Consider the following 22,669-nt stretch of genomic DNA (forward strand, 5'->3'; position numbering starts at 1 on the left):
GGTTAGTTTTTTGGTTTGAAAATATCATATTTTAAACCAAACGTTAGGCGTCTTCCGTAGTACTCTGCTTGCATAGTTCTATTTTTAACACCTTGAAAATAACGCAATGGTTGGTCTGTAATATTATTTACATCAACATACAAACGCAAGTTGTCACTAAATGCGTATGAAGCGTTAAAATCTAATAAAAACTGCTCATCATAATGTCTGTCTTCAAAAGCACTACCGCCAATTTCATCAATATAAGAATCTGAATAATTAGCCGATAAACGTATGTTTAATTTTTTGCTATTGTAAGCTAAAGAGCCATTAAACATATTTGGTGCTGTACCTGGTAAATCTAAATCGGTTCTTTCATCGCCATCTTCATTTCTAACACCATCGGCACTAGAGGTTAAATACGTGTAATTGGCCATTAGGCTTAAGTTTTTAAGAAACCCTGGAAGGAAATCTAACTGACGTTGAAAAGATACTTCTGCACCTAGTATGCTTGCATCATCACCGTTTTGTGGTTGAAAGGCATCATAACCTGTAGCAGCATCTTCAAATTGGTACACGTAAATAAAGTCACTAATATCTTTATAAAATGCACCACCTGAAAGAATACCAACACCTTTAAAGTAATGCTCTGCCATTATATCAAAATTCATAGATTCTGTAGCACTTAACTCTGGGTTACCTAAAAATATTTCTTCGTCATCGTTTACAACATCAACCGTTGGAACAACATCGGCATAATTTGGTCTAGCCAAGGTGTTTGTCCATGCAAAACGTAAAATAGTATTGTTGCTTAAGTTATATTTAAAATGTACACCGGGTAAAATATGTACATAATTTTTTTCATCGGTAATTGTTCCTACTAAATCTTCTTCATCTTCAATTTGGTTACCAGTAGCTTCGGTTTTTGTGCTTTCAACACGAACACCCACCATTACGTTTAATTTGTCAGATAATTTTTGCTCTGTCATGGCGTAAGCCGCGTATACTTTTTCTTCAACATTGTAGTTTGCTCTAAGGTATTCATCTGGCACATCAGATTTTTCAAAAGCATCTTCATTGTTTAAATTTAATTGCCCTAAATATTCAGGATCTGCAAAAAAGCCTGCTGCGTATTGGCTACCAGCTAAATAATCTTTATCGGTTTGATCTACTAATGGTAAACCAGATAAGGTATCAAAAAATGGCGATAATGGTTCAAACTCAAAGAAATTATTATCTCTTTGTTTTTCTTTTAATTTAATTCTACCTCCAAATTTTAAGAATCCGTTAGCGCTATTTAAAATGTTTAATGGTAGTTTGAAGTTTGCAAAGATGTTAAAATCTTCTTCATCAGTATATTGATTTTCTTCAGTTATTTCACCAAACTCAAAATTACTTGGTGTGTTATCAGTGTTATTTACAGGTGTAAATAATGGAAATTCAGAATCTGCTACATGGTTATTAATAATGTATTTAGATTCGTATTCCATGTAACGTTCGTTTAAGCGTTCTTCGGAAGCTTTAGCGTATGACGCCATCCAGTCAAACTCTACTTTACCAAATAAATGCTCGCCACCTAAACTGTAGTTTTGCATGCGTTGATCTTCTAATCTAGCATTTTTATTTCTATCGTTATCAATACCACCTTTTGATTGTCTTTTTACTTCAACAGGAAACATGGTTGGCACGTTATCGGTAATTGTAAAATCACCTACTTCAATATCTTCAGCATCTAAAATTTCGTGTTCTAACCTGTAACGATTTTCTCTATCGTCTCTCCAGTTGTACATAGATTTTAAGTACACTTTATTATTTGCGTTAAAAGCATAATCTAAATTTACAGAAAAGCTTCTACGAACGCGTTGTACTATATATGTTCTTTGCTCAAAAACGTTAGCATATGGGTTTACTTCCATTTCAACTTCTTCATCTGTATTGGCATCATAATAAGCAAACTCATCAGTCCATTCAGCTTCAATATTATCAGAACCAAAATCTGAATCGTTAAAAGAGGCAGAAGCCATCCAGCCAAACTTACCGTTTTTAGATTTATCGCCTATTAAAAAAGAAGTGTTAACAATACGTCTGTCTGTTATAAAATTAACACCAGAACCTAAAGTTGCAGCAGCTCTAAATCCATTTGGCGATGTTCTAGTAACCAAGTTTACAGAACCACCAAGCGCATCTGCATCCATATCTGGTGTAACAGCTTTATTAACTTCAATAAGCTGAATCATATCTGAAGGAATAAGATCCATTTGAATATTTCTGTTATCACCTTCAGCCGATGGTATTCTGCTACCATTTAAAGTAACAGAGTTTAATTGAGGTGCCAAACCACGAACTATAACATTACGTGCTTCACCTTGGTCTACTTGCATGGTTATACCTGGAATACGCTTAACAGCATCACCAATATTGGCATCAGGAAATTTACCAATTTGGTCTGTAGATACAACATTTGTTATGTTTTGTTTATTTTTTTGTGCGTTTAAAGCTTTTGCTTGCCCGTTATTATAACTGTTAATAACTACATCTTCTAGTTCTAAAGCTTTTTCTCTAATAAAAATAGTAACGCTCACAGTTTTTCCTGCTTGCACCTCTACTTGTGTTTCAGTATCAGCATAACCTAAATACTTTACTTTAAGAGTTTTGTTTCCTTCTGATACGTTTACGAAAAGGAATTTTCCATCGGCATCAGAAATAACGCCTTTATTATCGGCCTCTATTAAAATATTTGCAAAAGGTACTGGTAAACCTTTTTCATCAATAATTGCACCTTGAATATTTCCATTTTGAGAGAATCCTAAAAACGAAAACAACAAAGCAAAAAGCAAAATTACGTGTTGTTTTTTCATTATAAATTTAATTGTTAGTTATGACTGCGAAATAACAAAACAACTAAACCAAGTTTATTAAATAAGATTTAAGTTAAGGTTATAAACACTTAAGGAAGTTCTTTATTTTTAAACTAATTTAACATTGTGTAAAAGTTTAGTAAACATTAAAATTTAAAACAAAAAAAGCTCTTTCTAAAAATAGAAAGAGCTTTTATATTTTAACAAAAAGGTTTAATTAAGCTTCAAAAGGCTCAATAGAAACATATGATTTGTTATCTTTTTTCTTAGTAAATTTTACAATACCATCTACTTTGGCATGTAATGTATGATCTTTTGAAGAGTACACATTCTCACCTGGGTGATGCGTGTTACCTCTTTGTCTTACGATAATGTTACCAGCAATTGCTGCTTGACCACCAAAAATTTTAACACCTAAGCGTTTCGATTCTGATTCTCTACCGTTTTTCGAACTTCCGACTCCTTTTTTATGTGCCATTTTATTTCGATTTTAAGTTTTTATGAATATAAGAACTAAAGCTTAAGCCTTACCTCCGTCTAATTCGTCTTGCCATTTTTTAAGTTCATCCCACTTACCTTCAGCAGCTAATTTAGCTTGTGCAGGCCAAGTATCTGTAACATGGTTACCTCTAACATCAGCAATAATTTCAGAAATTTTTTCTGGAGTAGAAGCTGCTAAATCTGCAAATGTTGCAATACCAGCCTCAACTAATGTTGATGCAATTTTAGGACCTATACCTTCAACTTTCTTTAAGTCATCAGCTTTTGCTGTTGCTTTTTTAGCTGCAGGTTTTGCCGCTGCCTTTGGAGCTTCTTTTTTTGCTGGAGCAGCTTTTTTAGCTCCTGAAGCCGCAATACTTTCAATTACTATTTCAGTTAAAGATTGACGGTGACCATTTTTTACACGGTAACCTTTACGTCTTTTCTTTTTGAAAACAATAACTTTATCACCTTTAAGGTGCTTAACAACTTTTGCTCCTACTTGAGCTCCGTTTATAGCCGGGGCGCCTACAGTTACATTGTCTCCATCTGCAATTAAAAGAACATTATCAAAAGCAACACTGCTTCCTTCTTCTCCTTGTAAACGGTTAACAAAAACTTTTTGGTCTTTTTCAACTTTAAATTGATGCCCTGCTATCTCTACAATTGCGTACATAGCGTAACGTTTTTATTAATTAATTTTGATATAAATTACACTTTTGATTCTTCAAAAGCGGATGCAAATATACTGCTAATTAATTAATCTACAAACGTTTTATTGATTTTGAAGAATATTTCTACTACTTTTAAACAGTTGCATTACAGTTAACGATGCAACTACAGTAGTTGCAAACCCCATTACCGCAACTATAAAAGTTACCATACCAATATCTATATTAAAGGTGCCACTTAATGTTTGCATTAATGAAGACAAAAAACCAGGACTAATTTCTGTTGAATAAAACAAAAAGAAAACTGTAAAAAACAACGTAGCTACAAAACCAGTTGTTAAACCGGTTTCAAAACCTTCTTTGTACGAAAAATTACTTGATAAATACATTTTTCTGTATTTAATTGCTTCATATATACCAATACCAGTAATTACCGCATTAAAAAAACTAAATGCTGGATTTATGTGTTTATTAAATAATGATAAAATTAAAAAGTATGCTATTAAAACGGCACTTGTAACAAGGCCAAACCTAACCGAAAGTGATAATTTTTTCATGATATTTTTTTTTAGTTTCTCTTAATTTACTAAAAAATTACCACTATTAATAATTAACACGCTTTAAATTAGCTATTTATATTCATTCTTTTATGTGAAAGATACACACCTATTAAAATTATAATAGTAGCTACACCTTGTATAAAACTAAACTGTTCGCCATCAATTAAACCCCAAAACACTGCTATAATAGGCATAACATATGTTACTGAAGATGCAAATACAGGTGATGATATTTGTACAAGCTTATTAAATATTACTTTAGCTATTGCCGTGCCAAACAAAGCCAACACTAGCATGTATAAAAGTGCGGGTTTTATTTCGGGGCTTGATAAAGTTTCTTCTTTAAAAAAACCGGTAGATACCAGTACCACTATTGCTGGCACAACTATAGCTACAAAATTACCTACCGTTATTGTTAAAGCATTCATAGTTTGTAAATAGCGCTTTATTATATTAACATTTGCAGCATACATTATAGTAGCTATTATTACTAATAAAGCGTACGAGTAGTTTTGGTTTGGGTTTAAAGCTGCACCGTTAAATATTAACATTAACGTACCAACTAAGCCTACTAAAACACCTATAACCTGACGCTTTGTTGAGGCTACTTTAAAAACTAAAGCCCCTAAAATAATGGTGTTTAATGGCACTAATGAATTTAAAATAGAGGCAACAGAACTGTCAATTTCTGTTTCAGCAAAAGCAAAAAGGAAAGACGGAAAAAATGTACCAAAAAAACCTGCTAAAGCCACCCATTTCCATTCTGCCAGTTTTATAGTTTTTACTTTATTAAAACCTATAATTAATAAAATAATGGTTGTAAATATTGTTCTTACAGCACCAACTTGCAATGGTGTTAAGCCCACCAAGGCTTTTTTTATTAAAATGAATGAACTGCCCCAAATTAATGAAAGTACAAATAAATAAAACCATTTAATATTTTTCTTCATGCCTTATTATAGATATGCAAAATTGCAACTTTTAACACAATTAAACGTTATTTATTTAGTAATTTTGCATTAACCTACATGTTAATTTATAAGTACTTAATTAACGTGATTATTAATTTGTAATTAAACAAGATTTAAATTTTATAAATTTATAGTAAAATGAACATTTTAAAAACATTTACAGCTATGGCTATTTTAGTTATTACGCTTACAAGCTGTAAAAACGAAGCTAAAGCCGAAGTTAAAACCATTGAAGTTACCACTGAAACGGCACAAAAAACTGACCCTAATGCTACTTATGTAAAAGCAGAATTTACAATTGATGGTATGACATGCGAAATTGGTTGCGCTAAAACTATTGAAAAAAAATTAGGTAAAATGGACGGTGTAAAATCGGCTAAAGTTAATTTTGAAAAAAAATTAGCAATGGTAGAGTTTAACGAAGCCAAAGTAACCACTACATCATTAGAAAAAACTGTAACACATGTTGCCGACGTTTATAAAGTTAGCAACATGAAAACTGTTGATGCTTTTTCGGCTCAATAATACAACACACAACGTTTAAAAAAGCTTCTTTAAAAAGAGGCTTTTTTTATTTCCATTTTATACTTTCCATTAAGCGCATAATATCTTTTTGCAAATAATTGGCTGCTGGTAAAATAGAATCATAATTTGGTTTTGCATAAAAATATAACGAACCTGTTAAAAAGTGGTTTACACTATCTGTTACATAAAATTGCGCTGGCGATGCCACATTACCTTTAACTTCAGACAATAAACCATACACCTTTTCAGCTTTATTTTCAAAAGGTGTTACAGGAATTTCATCGGCTTTTTTTGTATGCTCTAAGGTGAATTTTTGTGCGTCTTTTAAAAAATCATTTAAATAATTTTTATTGCCTTCAACCGCTTTATAAGTTAAAAAGATAGTTCCTTTTAGCTTTGGGTATTTAATGTTTATAGCATAACTTTTTGTAGGCGCTGGCATTACTTTAGCTTCTGCTTTGGTTGTTATTATATTTTTTTCAAATGAAAAAGGCAGATTTAAATTAACTTTTACATATTTAGCTTCAGGATAATCTAAGCGTAAAAAAGCTTTGGGTTTTGGCTTATAATCTTCATTACAGCTTGCTAGCATTATAATTAAAAACAGACTTATTATTAACCTCATTTAAAGTATGGTGAATTTTACTAGTTTAATTCTTTTTTTATCTAAAGCTTCAATAGTGAAAACGTAATTTTCAAAATTTATTTTACTATTTAATTTAGGGAAACTCCCTGAGATTTCTAAAACAAAACCCGCAATAGTTTCGGCTTCGCCTTTATTATTTTCAAAAATAGTTTCGTCTTCAATTTTTACAATTTTATAAATATCTTTTAAGGTTGTTTTACCTTCAAAAACAAAATTATTATCATCTAGTTTAGAGTATTGTAAATCTTCATCGTCAAATTCATCACTAATATCACCTACTATTTCTTCAATAATATCTTCTAAAGAAATTAATCCTGAAGTACCGCCATACTCATCAACAACCACTGCTAAATGCACTTTTTTCTCTTGAAATTCAGTCATTAAATCGTCTAACTTTTTATTTTCAGGCACAAAAAACGGTTCTCTAATTAAGTTTACCCAATTAAACTGTTTTTTGTTTATGTGTGGCAGCAAATCTTTAACGTATAGTATGCCTTTTATTTGGTCTATATTATCTTCGTAAACCGGTATTCTAGAGTAGCCATTAGCTATTATTTCTGGCATTATTTCAGTGTACTTTTGCTCTATATTTAGCGCAAAAATATCCATGCGTGGGCGCATAACCTGTTTGGTATCTGTATTACCAAAAGATACAATGCCTTGCAGTATTTTATGTTCTTCGGTGGTGGTATCTTCTTCACTTGTCAACTCTAAGGCTTGTGATAATTGATCTACACTTAAATTAGATTTTTGTTTTCCTAATTTATTGTGAATAGCCAAAGTTACGCTTTCCATGGGCGAACTTAACGGTGAAAATAACACATTTAAAACACGTAGTGGCAACGCCATAAACATAGCGAATTTCACATTGTTTCTGCTAGCATAAATTTTAGGCAGTATTTCGCCAAAAAGCAATATTAAAAAGGTAATTACTATAACTTCTAATACAAATTTTATAGTGGAATCTGTTACGTTTTTAAACATAAAATCTCCTAAATAAGCAAACAAAATAACTGTTGCAATATTTATAAAATTATTGGCTACAAGAATAGTTGCTAGTAATTTTTTAGGCTGCTCTAACAACATTGAAACAACCTGCATGTGCTTTGGGTTAGTTTCTAAACCGTTTTCAATATCATTTTTTGAGAGTGAAAACATAGCTACTTCTGCACCAGATATAAGTGCAGAACATGCTAAAAGCACAAATAGCAATACAAAACTTGAAACTAATGAAACGTTTATTGCAATTATTAAACTTAAAAAACTGGTGGGATCAGGATCCAAATGTTAGGGTTTTAGTTAAACATAAGTTATAACCTGTAGTGGTTTTAAAACGGAAGATCATCTTCATCTTGCGCCGGAGTTTCACTTACCGTATTTTGAGTTGGGCTTGATGTTTTTGGTTGAGATTGTGCTGCACTGTTAGCTGCATTGTTTTCACTTTCTTTTTTTGTGCTTAAAAACGTAAAATCTGTACACTGTACTTCAGTACTGTAACGCTCTGTTCCTTTGTCATCTTGCCATTTACGGGTTTTTAAACGTCCTTCTATATAAACTTTATCGCCTTTACTTAGGTATTTTTCACAAATTTCGGCACCTTTATTTCTAACAACAACATTATGCCACTCTGTGTTTGTAACACGCTCATTAGTTTGTTTGTTTGTGTAGGTTTCATTGGTTGCTAACGGAAATCTTCCAACGCATCCGCCTCCTTCAAAATAATGCATTTTCACCTCATCTCCTAAATGCCCAATTAGCATTACTTTATTTAATGTTCCTGACATAGCTTTGTTTATTTTGTTGCAAAATTACTTAATTGTATGTGCATTTTTTAAAATTAATAAAAAAATATGGTTTTGTAACTTTAATTAAACCTAAAAACCTCTATAAAATTACCTATTAAAACAGGTACTGCATAGGTTTTTACATCTTCAAAAAACACACCTTTTTTTGGTAATTTATCTACATTTACTATCCAGAATTTAGTATATAAATGTTGGTGCGATAGCTTATGAACTAAACTTTCATTATTATACAAGGTTAGTTTAAATGATTGTTTTTTTAAAAGATCTTCAGTTTTTAACTGCTTCTTAAAAACATCAAAATCAACATCTTTTTTTGTTTCAACTAAAGGAAACTGATACAAGTTTTGCCAAATACCTTTGCCTGTACGTTTTTCTAAAATAGTTTTGCCGTCTTCAGAAATAAAAACTAAAAAATTAAAATACCGCTTTTTTACTTTGTTGGCCTTTAACTTTACTGGTAATACTTTTACCTTGTTTTTTTCCAAGGCTTCGCAAGAATTATTTAATGGACAAACACTACAATCTGGATTTTGTGGCTTACACTGTATGGCACCAAACTCCATAATAGCCTGATTGTAATTGGCAGGATTTTTTTTATCAATTAACGTTTGTGCTAATGTTTTAAAATATTTTATGCCTTTTGTTGTGTTAATAGGTATATCTATATTAAAATAGCGTGCTAAAACCCGGTAAACATTACCATCAACCACTGCTGTGTTTTCGTTATAACAAAATGATGCAATGGCACTTGCTGTATAATCTCCTACGCCTTTTAGTTTTAATAAATCTTTGTAATTATTAGGAAATACACCATTTAAATTGTTTACAACATATTTTGCAGCCGCATGTAAATTTCTGGCTCTAGAATAATAACCAAGACCTTGCCATAATTTTAACACATCACTTTCTTTAGCTTTAGCTAAATGAAAAACAGACGGAAATGCCTTTAAAAAAGCATAATAATAAGGTAAACCTTGTTTAACTTGGGTTTGTTGCAAAATAATTTCAGACAACCAGATGTTATAAGGATTATTAGTATCTCGCCAAGGAAGACTTCTTTTATTAACTGAATACCAGTTAGTTATTGTTTTATTAAATTGCATTTATAAAAATTACTCAAAGCGCTAAAATAATAGTTTATAATATTAAATTTTAATGAATTAGGTTTGAAATATTGAATATTAAATTCCTATATTTGCAACCCTTAAAAAAATTATATAGTAATCTAAAATAAATTAATTAAAATGACGAAGGCTGATTTAGTAGCAAAAATCTCTGAGAAATTAGGTATTGAAAAAGGAGATGTACAAGCAACGGTGGAATCTTTCATGGAAGAGGTAAAAACATCTTTAGAAAGTGGTGATAATGTTTACTTAAGAGGTTTTGGTAGCTTTATTATAAAAACAAGAGCAGAAAAAACAGGTAGAAATATTTCAAAAAATACAACTATTAAAATTCCTGCACACAATATTCCTGCTTTTAAGCCGGCAAAAGTTTTTGTGGAAGGCGTTAAAACAAACGTTGACGTAAAATAATACATGTGCTGAATTTGTTTTCAGCATTTAAAATAAATCATTAATTTAAACACTCTATTTATGCCAAGTGGTAAAAAACGTAAAAGACATAAGGTAGCTACGCATAAACGTAAAAAGCGTAGACGCGCAAACCGTCACAAAAAGAAAAAATAAATCAAAAAAGTAGTTAGATTAACTACTTTTTTGGTTATTACAACAAAACGTTCTTTGAAATGAGTTCTTTTAAAAAGAACTCCACGGTAACCCCGACAACCATATCGGGACCTGTGAAATTATACCCTGCAAACATGCATTGTATAATTAAAAAATATTGTTTAATCCATCTGTACAACTACTAGTTATTAGTTACTTGTTATTGGTTTTTAGTTGTTTTCCAACACTTTTCACCTATAACTTTTTAACTTTTATACTAAAAACGTATGGATAAAAATTAACTACATGGATAAAGAATTGATTATTCGTTCTAGTTCAGAAACGGTTGATTTTGCCTTATTAAAAGATGGAAAACTAATTGAATTACAAAAAGACGAAGATGATAACAATTTTTCTGTTGGTGATGTGTTTATAGCCAAAATACGAAAAACTGTTCCGGGTTTAAATGCTGCATTTGTAAATGTAGGTTATGAAAAAGATGCGTTTTTGCATTATCATGATTTAGGCCCAAAACTTCCTTCGCTTTTAAAATTCATTAAACGTGTAAGCACAGGTAAACTAAAAGATTACTTTTTAAAAAATTTCCCATTTGAAAAAGATATTGATAAAGACGGCAAGATTGTCGACGCATTAAAATCTAATCAATCGCTATTAGTACAAATAGTAAAAGAACCAATATCTACCAAAGGCCCAAGAATAAGCTCAGAGCTTTCAATTGCCGGCAGATATATTGTTTTAGTACCTTTTTCTAACAGAATTTCTATATCACAAAAAATAGAAGACAGAGAAGAAAAAGACCGCCTAAAACGTTTGGTTAAAAGTATTACACCACAAGGATTTGGCGTAATAGTACGTACAGTAGCACAAGGCAAAAAAGTAGCCGAACTAGATAAAGATTTACAGCATCTGCTTAGTCGATGGACTAACATGTGCAAAAAGTTACATAAAGCCCATTTTCCAAGTAAAGTGTTAGGTGAAATGAACAAAGCCTCGTCTATATTACGAGACATTTTTAATGACACCTTTACAGCTATTCATGTTGATGATGAAGAGCTTTATTATCAAGTAAAAGATTATTTGCAAGAAATTGCACCAAAAAAAGAATCCATAGTTAAATTGTATCAGTCAAAAATTCCAATTTTTGAAAAATTTGGAATAGAAAGACAAATTAAAACCTCATTTGGTAGAACCGTATCTATGGCAAAAGGCGCCTATTTAGTGGTAGAACACACTGAAGCCCTTCATGTTATTGATGTTAATAGCGGTAATAGATCAAACAAATCTAACAACCAAGAGGATACAGCCTTAGAAGTAAATTTAATTGCAGCTACAGAAATTGCACGCCAATTACGCCTACGCGATATGGGTGGCATTATTGTGGTAGATTTTATTGATATGACTAATGCTGAAAACAGGCAAAAGCTCTTTAATCATTTAAGAGATGAAATGAAAGATGATAGAGCAAAACATAAAATATTGCCCCCAAGTAAATTTGGATTGATACAAATAACAAGGCAACGTGTACGCCCAGAACTAGATATTAAAACCCGTGAAGAAAATCCTAACGGAGTTAATGGTGCCGAAGTTGAAGCACCTATTGGGCTAGTACAAAAAATAACGCATGACCTTGAACAACTATACAGAAAAGACTATAAAAAGCTGACCTTAAACACACATCCTTTTATAGCAGCCTTTTTAACAAAAGGTTTTCCATCTATTCGTTCAAAATGGTTTTTTGAACACAAAAAATGGGTTAAAATTTTACCAAGAGATGCTTACACATACCTAGAATATCACTTTTTTGATAAAAAAGGTAATCAGTTAAAATAAAATTAAACCCGCAACTTTATGCAAGTTAGCGGGTTTTTTTGTTTTTTATCGGTGTTTTTAAATTATTTATTTACATTTGTTAACACCAAACTATTAATTATGAATGCAATATACCTTCTCTCAGTTTTTAAAATTAAGCTAAATCTACACAGGCTGTTTTAAACATTTCAAAGCTATATTTCATATTTTCAACATGCAACCAAAACCTCAAAAGATGCAAAAAAAAGTCCTTATTTATTTTGCTTTATTTATTAGTGTTAATTTATTTTCACAAAATTTCAGATCAATTTGGAATACTAATAACACAGAATCTGGTTCTTCAGCAAATAACCAAATAACCATACCCACAAACCCAAATTACTCAACTTATAATTATGATGTTAATTGGGGCGATGGAAATATAGACACCGGAGTTATTGGAAACATAACACATACTTATGCAGCTCCTGGCACGTATACTATAGAAATTAGCGGCACTTTTCCATCTATCTTTTTTAACGATGAAAACACCAGTGATAAGCTAAAAATCATAGAGATATTGGCATGGGGCACCATCCAATGGCAAACCATGGAAAATGCGTTTTTTGGTTGCGAAAACCTAAATTTTGATTTAATTGATGCCCCAAACCTTTCACAAACAACAACACTAGAAAACATGTTTCGTAATTGCGAAACTTTTAACGGTATAGTTAATAATTGGAATGTTAGCACCATTCAAAACTTAAATAGCACCTTTGATGGTTGTAATAATTTTAACAGGCCATTAGATAACTGGAATACTGGTGCCGTTACCACAATGGCAAGAACTTTTAGAAACTGTTATGCATTTAATGAACCTTTAGATAATTGGAATACCGGTGCTGTTGAAGATATGAGCCAGCTATTTAGTGGTGCAACTCAATTTAATCAAAACATTAATAATTGGAATGTAAGTAGGGTTACCAATATGTATGGTACTTTTCAAACGGCTTTATCATACACACACCCTTTAAATAACTGGGTGGTTGATAATGTTACAAACATGGCTTACATGTTTTATAGATGTAGAGAATTTAATCATCCTTTAAACAATTGGAATGTTTATAATGTTACAGATATGTCTTACATGTTTTATGGCTTTTTAGATATGCCTTTTAACCAAGACATTAGTAACTGGAATGTAAGCAATGTTACAAATATGGCTTTTATGTTTAGAAGATGTGCCGATTTTAACCAACCACTAAATGGGTGGAATGTAAGTAACGTTACTGATATGAATCACATGTTTGAAGGAGCTGAAAACTTCAATCAACCACTAAACAACTGGAATGTAAGTAATGTAACAAACATGGAAGCAATGTTTAATGGAGAAAACCAAAATATGGCATTTAACCAACCATTAAATAATTGGGTTGTAAGCAATGTAACTAATATGAGTGAAATGTTTAGTAGTTCAACGTCATTTGCTCAACCGCTTAACACATGGGATGTTAGTAATGTAACTGATATGTCTCAAATGTTTAGAAACGCCGATAGTTTTAATCAGCCTTTAAATAGTTGGGTTACTACTAGCCTTACCAATATTCAAGGCATGTTTCAGCAAAACGACATATTTAACCAACCTTTAGATAATTGGAATATTAGTAATGTTACAAATTTAGCTTCAGTTTTTGCTGGAGCAACAAGTTTTAATCAGTCTTTAAATACTTGGAATGTTAGTAATGTTACCAATATGGGCAGTGCATTTAGTAATGCTTCATCTTTTAATCAAAATCTAGGAAATTGGAATATCTCTTCGGCTACAAACCTTAATAACATGCTTTCCAACAGTGGTATTTCACAAGAAAACTACGATAATATTTTAATAGCATGGTCTGCACAAACCGTAAATTCCGGATTAACTTTAGGCGCTACTAACCTTCAATATTGCGATGCTTTAAACCAAAGACAAAGTTTAATAGATGATGATGGTTGGACTATTACGGGCGATGCTGTAAACTGCTCTTATGTACTTTGTACCGAAATAACAATGCCTGCAGCAGGAGACACCATGACACCTGCTAACAGTGACATTAGATGGAACCCAACACCAAATGCTGATGGGTACAGAGTTACTTTAGAAATTGAACGTGGCGGTTCTAGAAACTATGCAACTATTAGTGGCAATCCTGCAAATAATTATGATGTAGGTAATGTTGTTGGTTTAAGCTTTACAAATGAATTTTTACCCGGAGACACGGTTTATGTTACCGTTGTGCCTTATAATGCCGAAGGACCAGCAACAGGTTGCCAAGAACTATCGTTTACAGTTGTTGAAAGTTGGGTAAATAGCCCCGATGCTTTTAAAATTAAAATTGACACAAGAAATTTAGACACCAATTCTACTGCCGCAAATCAGTACAGAATAGAATTAAATGATGGCTACCCAGACTATTTAACCTATAATTTTAGTATTGATTGGGGCGATGGGCAATACAACAATAATGTTAGTAATGATATTACACACACGTACCTAAACCCTGGTATTTATACCATAGCTATAATAGGAGATTTCCCGTCTTACCGTCAAACTTCAAGTAATAGAGATAATTTAAAACTTATCTCTATGGACCAATGGGGCACGCAAATTTGGGGAAGCATGAATCAAGCCTTTTATTTCTGTGAAAACATGGAGTATAACGCTACTGATATTCCTAATCTTTCACAGGTTACCAACACGTCTAGAATGTTTAGAAGGACCTACTTATTTAATGCAAATATTAATAACTGGAATGTTAGCAATGTTACAAACATGGATAATATGTTCTATCAAGCAAGAATATACAACCAACCCATGGATAATTGGGATGTTAGTAACGTTACTTCAATGAATAATATGTTTAATGCCGCTGAGGCCTTTAATCAAAATATAGACTCTTGGAATGTAAGCAATGTAACATCTTTAGAATATATATTTGCTAACACCGATAACTTTAATCAACCTTTAAACTCTTGGGATGTTAGCAATGTAACCTCAATGAGGTCTGTATTTCAAAGGGCATTAGTTTTTAACCAACCACTAAACAATTGGGTTGTAGACAATGTAACTTCTATGGAAGAAATGTTTAATTATGCTGAAGCTTTTAATCAAAATATAGACAACTGGAATGTTTCTAATGTAACAAACATGAGAGGTATGTTTAATGGTGCTAGAGCTTTTAATCAACCCTTAAACTCTTGGAATGTAAGTAATGTTACAACCATGGATTCTATGTTTAGTACAACACCTGTATTTAACCAACCGCTAAACAACTGGAACGTAACATCGGTTACTAATATGAGATCTATGTTTAGTGGTTCTACATTATTCAATCAAAATATAAACTCTTGGAATGTTACCAACGTAATTAACATGAGCGGCATGTTTAGTTATGCACGAAGTTTTAATGAACCCTTAAATAACTGGGATGTAAACTCTGTTGTAAACATGTCGGCAATGTTTCGGGGAACAACCGTTTTTAATCAACCTTTAAACAACTGGGAAGTAAGTGCAGTGGCCAATATGAGTAATATGTTTGAATATGCCGAAGCTTTCAATCAACCACTAAATAATTGGAATGTAAGTTCAGTTACTTTAATGCCTTCAATGTTTAAAGGTGCATCTGTATTTAATCAAAACATAAATTCTTGGAACGTTGGTGTAGTTACAAATTTTGAATCTATGTTTGAAGAAGCAACTTCATTTAATCAACCTTTAAACAATTGGAATACAGGAGAAGCTCAAAATATGGAAGCCATGTTCTATGAAGCTTCAGTTTTTAATCAACCTCTAGATAATTGGAATACAGCTTTTGTTACCTCTATGAAAGACATGTTTAGGGAAGCACGTGCATTTAATCAACCTTTAAACTCATGGAATGTGGCTTCGGTTACCACCATGGAAGCTATGTTTCAAAACGCCATAACCTTTAATGGCGATATTGATAGTTGGAATGTAAGAGCTGTAACCACCATGGCCGATATGTTTAATGGTGCATCAGCCTTTAACAAACCCTTAAATAATTGGCGTACTACTAACGTAACAAGTATGTATAGAATGTTTCAAAATGCTATTGCTTTTAATCAACCGTTAAATCAATGGTTATTTGGCAATGTTACAATGCGCGCTATGTTTAATAATGCAACGGCATTTAATCAATATTTAGGTGATTGGGATGTTAGTGGCGTTACCGATATGAGAAACATGCTAGACGACACCGCCTTAACGCGTGAAAATTACGACAATACATTAATAGCTTGGTCAAATCAAACCTTAACTCCAGGAATTACTTTAGGCGCTGCATCACTTTTATATTGTGATGCTCAAGACGAACGTCAATCTATAATTGACACTTTTGGATGGACAATAAATTCAGATATTCTCGATTGTCCAATTCCAGAATGTACACAATTAACCTCGCCTTTAAACGGAAACACTAATGTACCCGTTAATACTAATATTACTTGGGAACACGCACTTTATGCCGAAGGTTATTATCTAACGGTTGGCACAAGCCCTGGTGGTAATGATATATTAGATAATGAAAATGTAATTAATGATACTTCATACGAGTTTACAACAAATTTTAATAACGGAGACATTATTTATGTTACTATTGTGCCTTATAATTATGCTGGAAATGCCGTTGGGCCATGTACAGAAGAAAGTTTTACAATCTCAAACAATCCAGCAACGGCACCAGATTGCACAACCTTAATTGAACCTTTAAATGGAGCAACAGGTGTAGCAGTATCAACCAATTTAATTTGGAATGCCATCTCCAACGCCGATGGCTATAAGCTATCTGTTGGTTCTACTTCTGGTGGAACAGATATAGTAAACAATGAAGATATAGGTAATGTAACCGAGTATGATTTTACTGCAGATTTACCAGAAGACACCAATATTTTTATAACCATTATTCCCTATAATGAAGAGGGCGATGCTACAAGTTGTTCTGAAGAATCATTCAGAACAGAGTTTATTCCTGTGCCGCCTGCATGTACAACTTTAACTAATCCTGTTAATGGCACCACTAATATTCCTGTTTCTACCAACTTAACATGGAATCCAATTGCAGATGCTACTGGTTATTTACTTAGTGTTGGCACAACATCTGGAGGTGTAGAACTTATAAATAGTATTGATGTTGGTAATGTAACTACCTATAATTTTTCAAGTGATTTACAAGATAATAGAATTTATTTTGTAAGAATAACGCCTTACAACAACGTTGGAGACGCTAGTGGTTGTACCGAGGAATCTTTCACTACCGCTGCCGCACCAACAGCACCAACCTGTACAAGTTTAACAAGCCCGCTTAATGGTGCTACCAATGTTTCAATAACTACAGATTTAACATGGAATGCCATTGCAGATGCCACAGGTTACAGGCTAACGGTAGGCACAACTTCAAACGGAACAGATATTATTAACAACCAAGATGTAGGCAATGTAACTACTTTTGATTTACCTACAGATTTACCAGAAAACACCCAAATATTTGTGAGCATTGTGCCATACAACGCAGTTGGTGATGCTACAGGTTGCAGCGAAGAATCTTTTACTACTGAAACGGTTCCAACAGCACCAACTTGTACAAGTTTAACAAGTCCGCTTAATGGCGATACCAATGTTTCAATAACCACAGATTTAACGTGGAATGCCATTGCTGATGCTACAGGTTACAGACTAACGGTAGGCACAACTTCAAACGGAACTGATATTATAAACAACCAAGATGTTGGCAATGTAACTACGTTTGATTTACCTACAGATTTACCAGAAAACACCCAAATATTTGTGAGCATTGTGCCATACAACGCAGTTGGTGATGCTACAGGTTGCAGCGAAGAATCTTTCACTACTGAAACACTTCCAACAGCACCAACTTGTACAAGTTTAACAAGTCCGCTTAATGGCGATACCAATGTTTCAATAACCACAGATTTAACGTGGAATGCCATTGCTGATGCTACAGGTTACAGGCTAACGGTAGGCACAACTTCAAACGGAACTGATATTATAAACAACCAAGATGTTGGCAATGTAACTACTTTTGATTTACCTACAGATTTACCTGAAAACACCCAAATATTTGTGAGCATTGTGCCGTACAACGCAGTTGGTGATGCTACAGGTTGCAGCGAAGAATCTTTTACTAGTGAAACGGTTCCAACAGCACCAACCTGTACAAGTTTAACAAGTCCACTTAATGGTGCTACCAATGTTTCAGTAACCACAGATTTAACATGGAATGCCATTGCAGATGCCACAGGTTACAGATTAACGGTAGGCACAACTTCTGGTGGAACTAATATTATAAACAACCAAGATGTAGGCAATGTAACTACGTTTGATTTACCTACAGATTTACCTGAAAACACCCAAATATTCGTGAACATTGTGCCATACAACGCGGTTGGCGATGCTACAGGTTGCAGCGAAGAATCTTTCACTACCGAAACTCTAGCAACAGCACCAACTTGTACAAGTTTAACAAGTCCGCTAGATGGTGCTACCAATGTTTCAATAACCACAGATTTAATATGGAATGCCATTGCAGATGCTACAGGTTACAGACTAACGGTAGGCACAACTTCAAACGGAACTGATATTATAAACAACCAAGATGTTGGCAATGTAACTACGTTTGATTTACCTACAGATTTACCAGAAAACACCCAAATATTTGTGAGCCTTGTGCCATACAACGCAGTAGGCGATGCTACAGGTTGCAGCGAAGAATCTTTCACAACAGAAACACTTCCAACAGCACCAACCTGTACAAGTTTAACAAGTCCGCTTAATGGTGCTAGCAATGTTTCAGTAACCACAGATTTAACATGGAATGCCATTGCAGATGCTACAGGTTACAGATTAACGGTAGGTACAACTTCTGGTGGAACAGATATTGTAAACAACCAAGATGTAGGCAATGTAACTACGTTTGATTTACCTACAGATTTACCTGAAAACACCCAAATATTTGTGAGCCTTATGCCATACAACGCAGTTGGTGATGCTACAAGTTGTACCGAGGAATCTTTCACTACCGAAACATTAACTATTCCGTTAGTAGAATCGAAATACGGGTTCTCTCCAAACAACGATGGCATAAACGATTTTTGGGAAATTGTTGGTATTGAAAATAGCCCTAATAATACGGTAAACATTTATAACCGCTGGGGCGATTTAGTTTTTAGTATTACTAATTACAATAACACTTCAAACGTTTTTAGAGGAATAGCCAACCGCATGAGTAAATCTGGTGCTGGCAAATTACCTGATGGCACTTACTTTTTTGATATAAAAATATCTGGCACACATAATTTGAAAAAACTAAAAGGATTTGTAGTTATAAAACGCTAAAAAATGATGAAATTAAATACTTTAACCTACCTTTTTACAGCAGCATTTCTTTTAGTTATTATGCATGTAAACGCACAACAAAGTCCGCTATTTGCAGAATATAATTACAATCCGTTTATTATAAATAGCGCTTATGCTGGACTTAGCGGAAATACTGAATTTACGCTAAGTAATAACGGTTATTTTAACGATTTTGATGGCAGCCCGCGTACACTTTCGTTTAGTGGTCATGGTAATTTAAACAACGAAAAAATAGCCTTAGGTGGAGGCATTGTTAGAGATGAAATTGGCGTAACCAATTCTACAAGTGTGTTCGCCGCGTTTTCATATAAAATATTTTTTGATTTTAATGGAGACCGTCCATATTGGCAACACTATTCACCAAATGTTTTATCGTTTGGTTTAACAGCTGGATTGCAGCAATTTCAGGATAATTTAACCGAATTAAATATACCTAACGACCCTAGTTTTGCACAAGATGTTAATGCAAGTATACCAACCATTGGTTTGAGTTTTTTATATAATCACGCATCATTTTATGTGGGTGTTTCGGCACCAAATATTGCTGGCGATAAACTAGCTACTGAGCAAAATATTAGACTTTCTAGTCCGGTGTACGCCTATTTAGGCTATCGTTTTTTTAGCAATAAGTTTGATAATATCATGATTAAACCCAATATGCTAATTAAACATGAAGAAGGCGCACCTATGCAAGCCGATTTTAATATTGCTGTTAGTTTTAAAAATAAATTTGAAGTAGGTACTGGCTATAGAACATCGTCTAGTTTTAATGTATTAGCTGGAATTTATCTTATTAAAAATTTAAGAGTTATTTACAACTACAATGTGGCTACAAATAATTCACCTTTAGGTAATAGCCATGGTTTGTCATTAAGCATAAAATTTAATGAAGGGTACACGCAATTATAAACTTCACAATATTTAACATAAGCATAACTTTTTAGCATTAAATATTAAATAAATTTGAGGCCAATTCCCTAAGGCCCTAATGAAATTTAATTTTTACAATTCTTACAGATTCAGGATTGTCCTGTCTTTTTTATTAATAATAGCTCCTACTATTTTAATATTTATTGGTTATAATTATTTTAAATCTAAGAGTAAAAATCTTCAAAATATAACTAATAGAATATATAATTTAGAAGCTGATTTTTCTAACAACGAAAAACATTTACAATCATTTTTATTATACGGTTATAAATCTGATAGTTTTTATCTAAATGAAAAAGAAGAAACAATAGACATTTTTATAAGCAATACTAATACACTTAAAAATGAATTTAACGCCATAGTTAAAGAACTTCAAATTAACAATATTAGTACACACAGCCTTTTTACTAATGATGTAACGGCTGGTTTTAGTGCTTTAGATTCAATTTCAAAAAACTTAAAAGAACAACGCTTTTTGTTAGGTTATAAAGATTTTGGCGGCATTGGTAATATGCGAAAAATTGCCCATAAAATTGAAGATGACAACATTATAAAAAACGAAAGCATACTGCAATTAAGGCGTCATGAAAAAGATTTTCTGCTTCGTACAGAACAACATTACATAAATGCTTTTAACACACTAGCCAATAGTATTATTGAAGATAAAAAAAATAGTGCTACTGTTAAAAATACACTAAAAACGTATAAAAAAGCTTTTAACAATGTAGCTCAATTAACTTTAAACATTGGAAACGGTACTAATAGTGGTTTATACGGACAAATTTTTGAGCTCAACAAAACCATAAAAAATCAGCTTTATGAACTTGAAGCTATTGCGCAAAGAGGTATCCTAAGAAAAAATACAGATATAGATCAATATGTAAAAATATCATTTACATTAATGGTGCTATTTATAATTTTGGTAATTCTATACCTATCAAGAATGTTGACTAGAGATATTTTAAAACTCCAACTATCAATGCATCAGTTTATAAAATCTGGTTTCAAAGAAAAGATAGACCCCAATGCCGATAAATCTAAAATTCTTGAAATTAATTTTTTATACAAAGCCTACGGTTTACTTAAAAAAAACCTATTAAAAAACATTGATGGCTTAAAATTAACTATTGAAGAATTAGAACGCACCACCGCCTATAAATCTAGTTTTTTAGCCAATATGAGTCATGAAATTAGAACACCTTTAAATGGTATTATTGGCGTATTAAACCTTTTAAACCAATCTAATTTAAATAAAGAACAAGTAAAACTTTTAGAAATAGCCAATTACTCATCAAGCCATTTACTAGGCCTAATTAATTTAATACTAGATTATTCTAAAATTACGGCAGGAAAAATGGAACTTGAAATTAGGCCAGTAAACCTTAAAAAAGATTTAAGCAATCTTATTAAAATATTTCAATTTCAGGCCAATGAAAAAGGCATAGACTTACTTTATTCATTTAATAAAACAACTGAAGCATCAGAACTTGTTTATGGTGATGCTATACGCATAAATCAAATTATAATAAACCTTTTAAATAACGCCATAAAATTTACAGATTCTGGTTGGGTAAAGTTTAATATTATTCAAAAGAAGTATAACCAATTTGAAGATGAATTTTTATTTACGGTAGAAGACACAGGTGTTGGTATTGAAAAAAATAAGGTTTCTAAAATATTTGCAGCCTTTGAACAAGAGGATATTTCTACAACCAGAAAATACGGCGGTACAGGTTTAGGTTTAACCATATCAAATGATTTGGCTAAATTAATGAACACCGAATTAAAATATAAACCATCAGACACTGATGGCTCTTGTTTTTATTTTACAGTAAAACTTAAAAGGGCTGATACCAAAATTTATAATAACAATAGTGCTAATTTATTTAAAAACCTTCCTAAAATTGGAAATGAAATAAGCGTACTAATTGTTGATGACAATATAATGAACCAAAAAGTACTGGGTTTAATGCTTAAAAAATTCAATTTGAATATAGATTATGCTAACAATGGTTTAGAAGCGGTTGAAAGTGCAAAAAACAAAGCTTATGATATTATTTTCATGGATATTCAAATGCCTATAATGGATGGCTTAGAAGCTACTAAAAAAATTAAAGCTTCTAAAAAGTTTAAAGAAAACCCGTACCCTATAATTGCGGTATCTGCTAGTGCTTACACAGACGACAGAAAAAAAGCGAGCCAATGTGGTATTGATGATTTTATATCAAAACCAATTGAAGTAAAAAAACTACACGATTTACTTATTAAGTATTCTTTAAACCCTGAAACACGAGAAAAACCAACAATAGCTTAAAAGAAAAATTCCTGCTTTAAAA

General features: G+C 32.4%; 15 protein-coding genes. 6 read left to right on the forward strand and 9 right to left on the reverse strand.

Features of this window, described 5'->3' with window-relative positions; genetic code table 11:
• Positions 1-2 precede the first annotated feature (2 nt).
• The 5 genes from ACYX4H_RS04145 to ACYX4H_RS04165 form a co-directional block, all read right to left on the reverse strand.
• Positions 3-2,837, reverse strand: a complete 2,835-nt coding sequence (locus tag ACYX4H_RS04145) for a TonB-dependent receptor (RefSeq protein WP_476237949.1) — start codon at positions 2,835-2,837, stop codon at positions 3-5.
• Between the two features lie 217 nt (positions 2,838-3,054).
• A complete protein-coding gene (gene rpmA / locus ACYX4H_RS04150) occupies positions 3,055-3,315 on the reverse strand; it encodes a 50S ribosomal protein L27 (RefSeq protein WP_076698461.1) in 261 nt (86 codons plus the stop codon).
• A gap of 42 nt (positions 3,316-3,357) precedes the next feature.
• Complete coding sequence (gene rplU, locus ACYX4H_RS04155) at positions 3,358-3,993, reverse strand: 50S ribosomal protein L21 (protein WP_476237950.1); 636 nt, start codon at positions 3,991-3,993, stop codon at positions 3,358-3,360.
• 99 nt (positions 3,994-4,092) lie between these two features.
• Positions 4,093-4,545, reverse strand: a complete 453-nt coding sequence (locus ACYX4H_RS04160) for a DUF4199 domain-containing protein (protein WP_475295915.1) — start codon at positions 4,543-4,545, stop codon at positions 4,093-4,095.
• A gap of 68 nt (positions 4,546-4,613) precedes the next feature.
• Positions 4,614-5,498 carry a DMT family transporter gene (locus tag ACYX4H_RS04165; protein WP_476237952.1) on the reverse strand — a complete coding sequence of 295 codons (885 nt, stop codon included), beginning with the start codon at positions 5,496-5,498 and terminating at the stop codon, positions 4,614-4,616.
• A 159-nt stretch (positions 5,499-5,657) separates the two neighbouring features.
• On the opposite strand from ACYX4H_RS04165, the gene ACYX4H_RS04170 reads away from it, so the two are divergent.
• Positions 5,658-6,044 carry a heavy-metal-associated domain-containing protein gene (locus tag ACYX4H_RS04170; protein ID WP_476237953.1) on the forward strand — a complete coding sequence of 129 codons (387 nt, stop codon included), beginning with the start codon at positions 5,658-5,660 and terminating at the stop codon, positions 6,042-6,044.
• Between the two features lie 46 nt (positions 6,045-6,090).
• Here ACYX4H_RS04170 and gldD read toward each other — a convergent pair whose 3' ends face one another.
• From gldD to mutY, 4 genes are all read right to left on the reverse strand, one after another.
• The gene (gene gldD / locus ACYX4H_RS04175; protein ID WP_476237954.1) at positions 6,091-6,669 is read right to left on the reverse strand and encodes a gliding motility lipoprotein GldD; all 579 of its coding nucleotides are present in this window, start codon (positions 6,667-6,669) and stop codon (positions 6,091-6,093) included.
• Positions 6,670-7,974, reverse strand: a complete 1,305-nt coding sequence (locus ACYX4H_RS04180; protein WP_476237955.1) for a gliding motility-associated protein GldE — start codon at positions 7,972-7,974, stop codon at positions 6,670-6,672.
• A gap of 44 nt (positions 7,975-8,018) precedes the next feature.
• Entirely contained in the window at positions 8,019-8,474 is a 456-nt protein-coding gene (locus ACYX4H_RS04185; RefSeq protein WP_476237956.1) for a single-stranded DNA-binding protein, read from the reverse strand.
• A gap of 80 nt (positions 8,475-8,554) precedes the next feature.
• The gene (gene mutY / locus ACYX4H_RS04190; RefSeq protein WP_476237957.1) at positions 8,555-9,598 is read right to left on the reverse strand and encodes an A/G-specific adenine glycosylase; all 1,044 of its coding nucleotides are present in this window, start codon (positions 9,596-9,598) and stop codon (positions 8,555-8,557) included.
• Between the two features lie 141 nt (positions 9,599-9,739).
• On the opposite strand from mutY, the gene ACYX4H_RS04195 reads away from it, so the two are divergent.
• From ACYX4H_RS04195 to ACYX4H_RS04215, 5 genes are all read left to right on the forward strand, one after another.
• A complete protein-coding gene (locus tag ACYX4H_RS04195; protein WP_076698473.1) occupies positions 9,740-10,030 on the forward strand; it encodes an HU family DNA-binding protein in 291 nt (96 codons plus the stop codon).
• 438 nt (positions 10,031-10,468) lie between these two features.
• Positions 10,469-12,013 (forward strand): Rne/Rng family ribonuclease, encoded by a 1,545-nt coding sequence (locus ACYX4H_RS04200; RefSeq protein ID WP_476237958.1) that lies wholly within the window; start codon positions 10,469-10,471, stop codon positions 12,011-12,013.
• 214 nt (positions 12,014-12,227) lie between these two features.
• Complete coding sequence (locus ACYX4H_RS04205; RefSeq protein ID WP_476237959.1) at positions 12,228-19,382, forward strand: BspA family leucine-rich repeat surface protein; 7,155 nt, start codon at positions 12,228-12,230, stop codon at positions 19,380-19,382.
• Between the two features lie 3 nt (positions 19,383-19,385).
• Positions 19,386-20,312, forward strand: a complete 927-nt coding sequence (locus ACYX4H_RS04210) for a PorP/SprF family type IX secretion system membrane protein (protein ID WP_476237960.1) — start codon at positions 19,386-19,388, stop codon at positions 20,310-20,312.
• A gap of 79 nt (positions 20,313-20,391) precedes the next feature.
• Positions 20,392-22,647 carry a response regulator gene (locus ACYX4H_RS04215; RefSeq protein ID WP_476237961.1) on the forward strand — a complete coding sequence of 752 codons (2,256 nt, stop codon included), beginning with the start codon at positions 20,392-20,394 and terminating at the stop codon, positions 22,645-22,647.
• The last annotated feature ends 22 nt before the right edge of the window (positions 22,648-22,669 follow it).

It is taken from the genome of Seonamhaeicola sp. ABD4_340 (assembly GCF_056312135.1).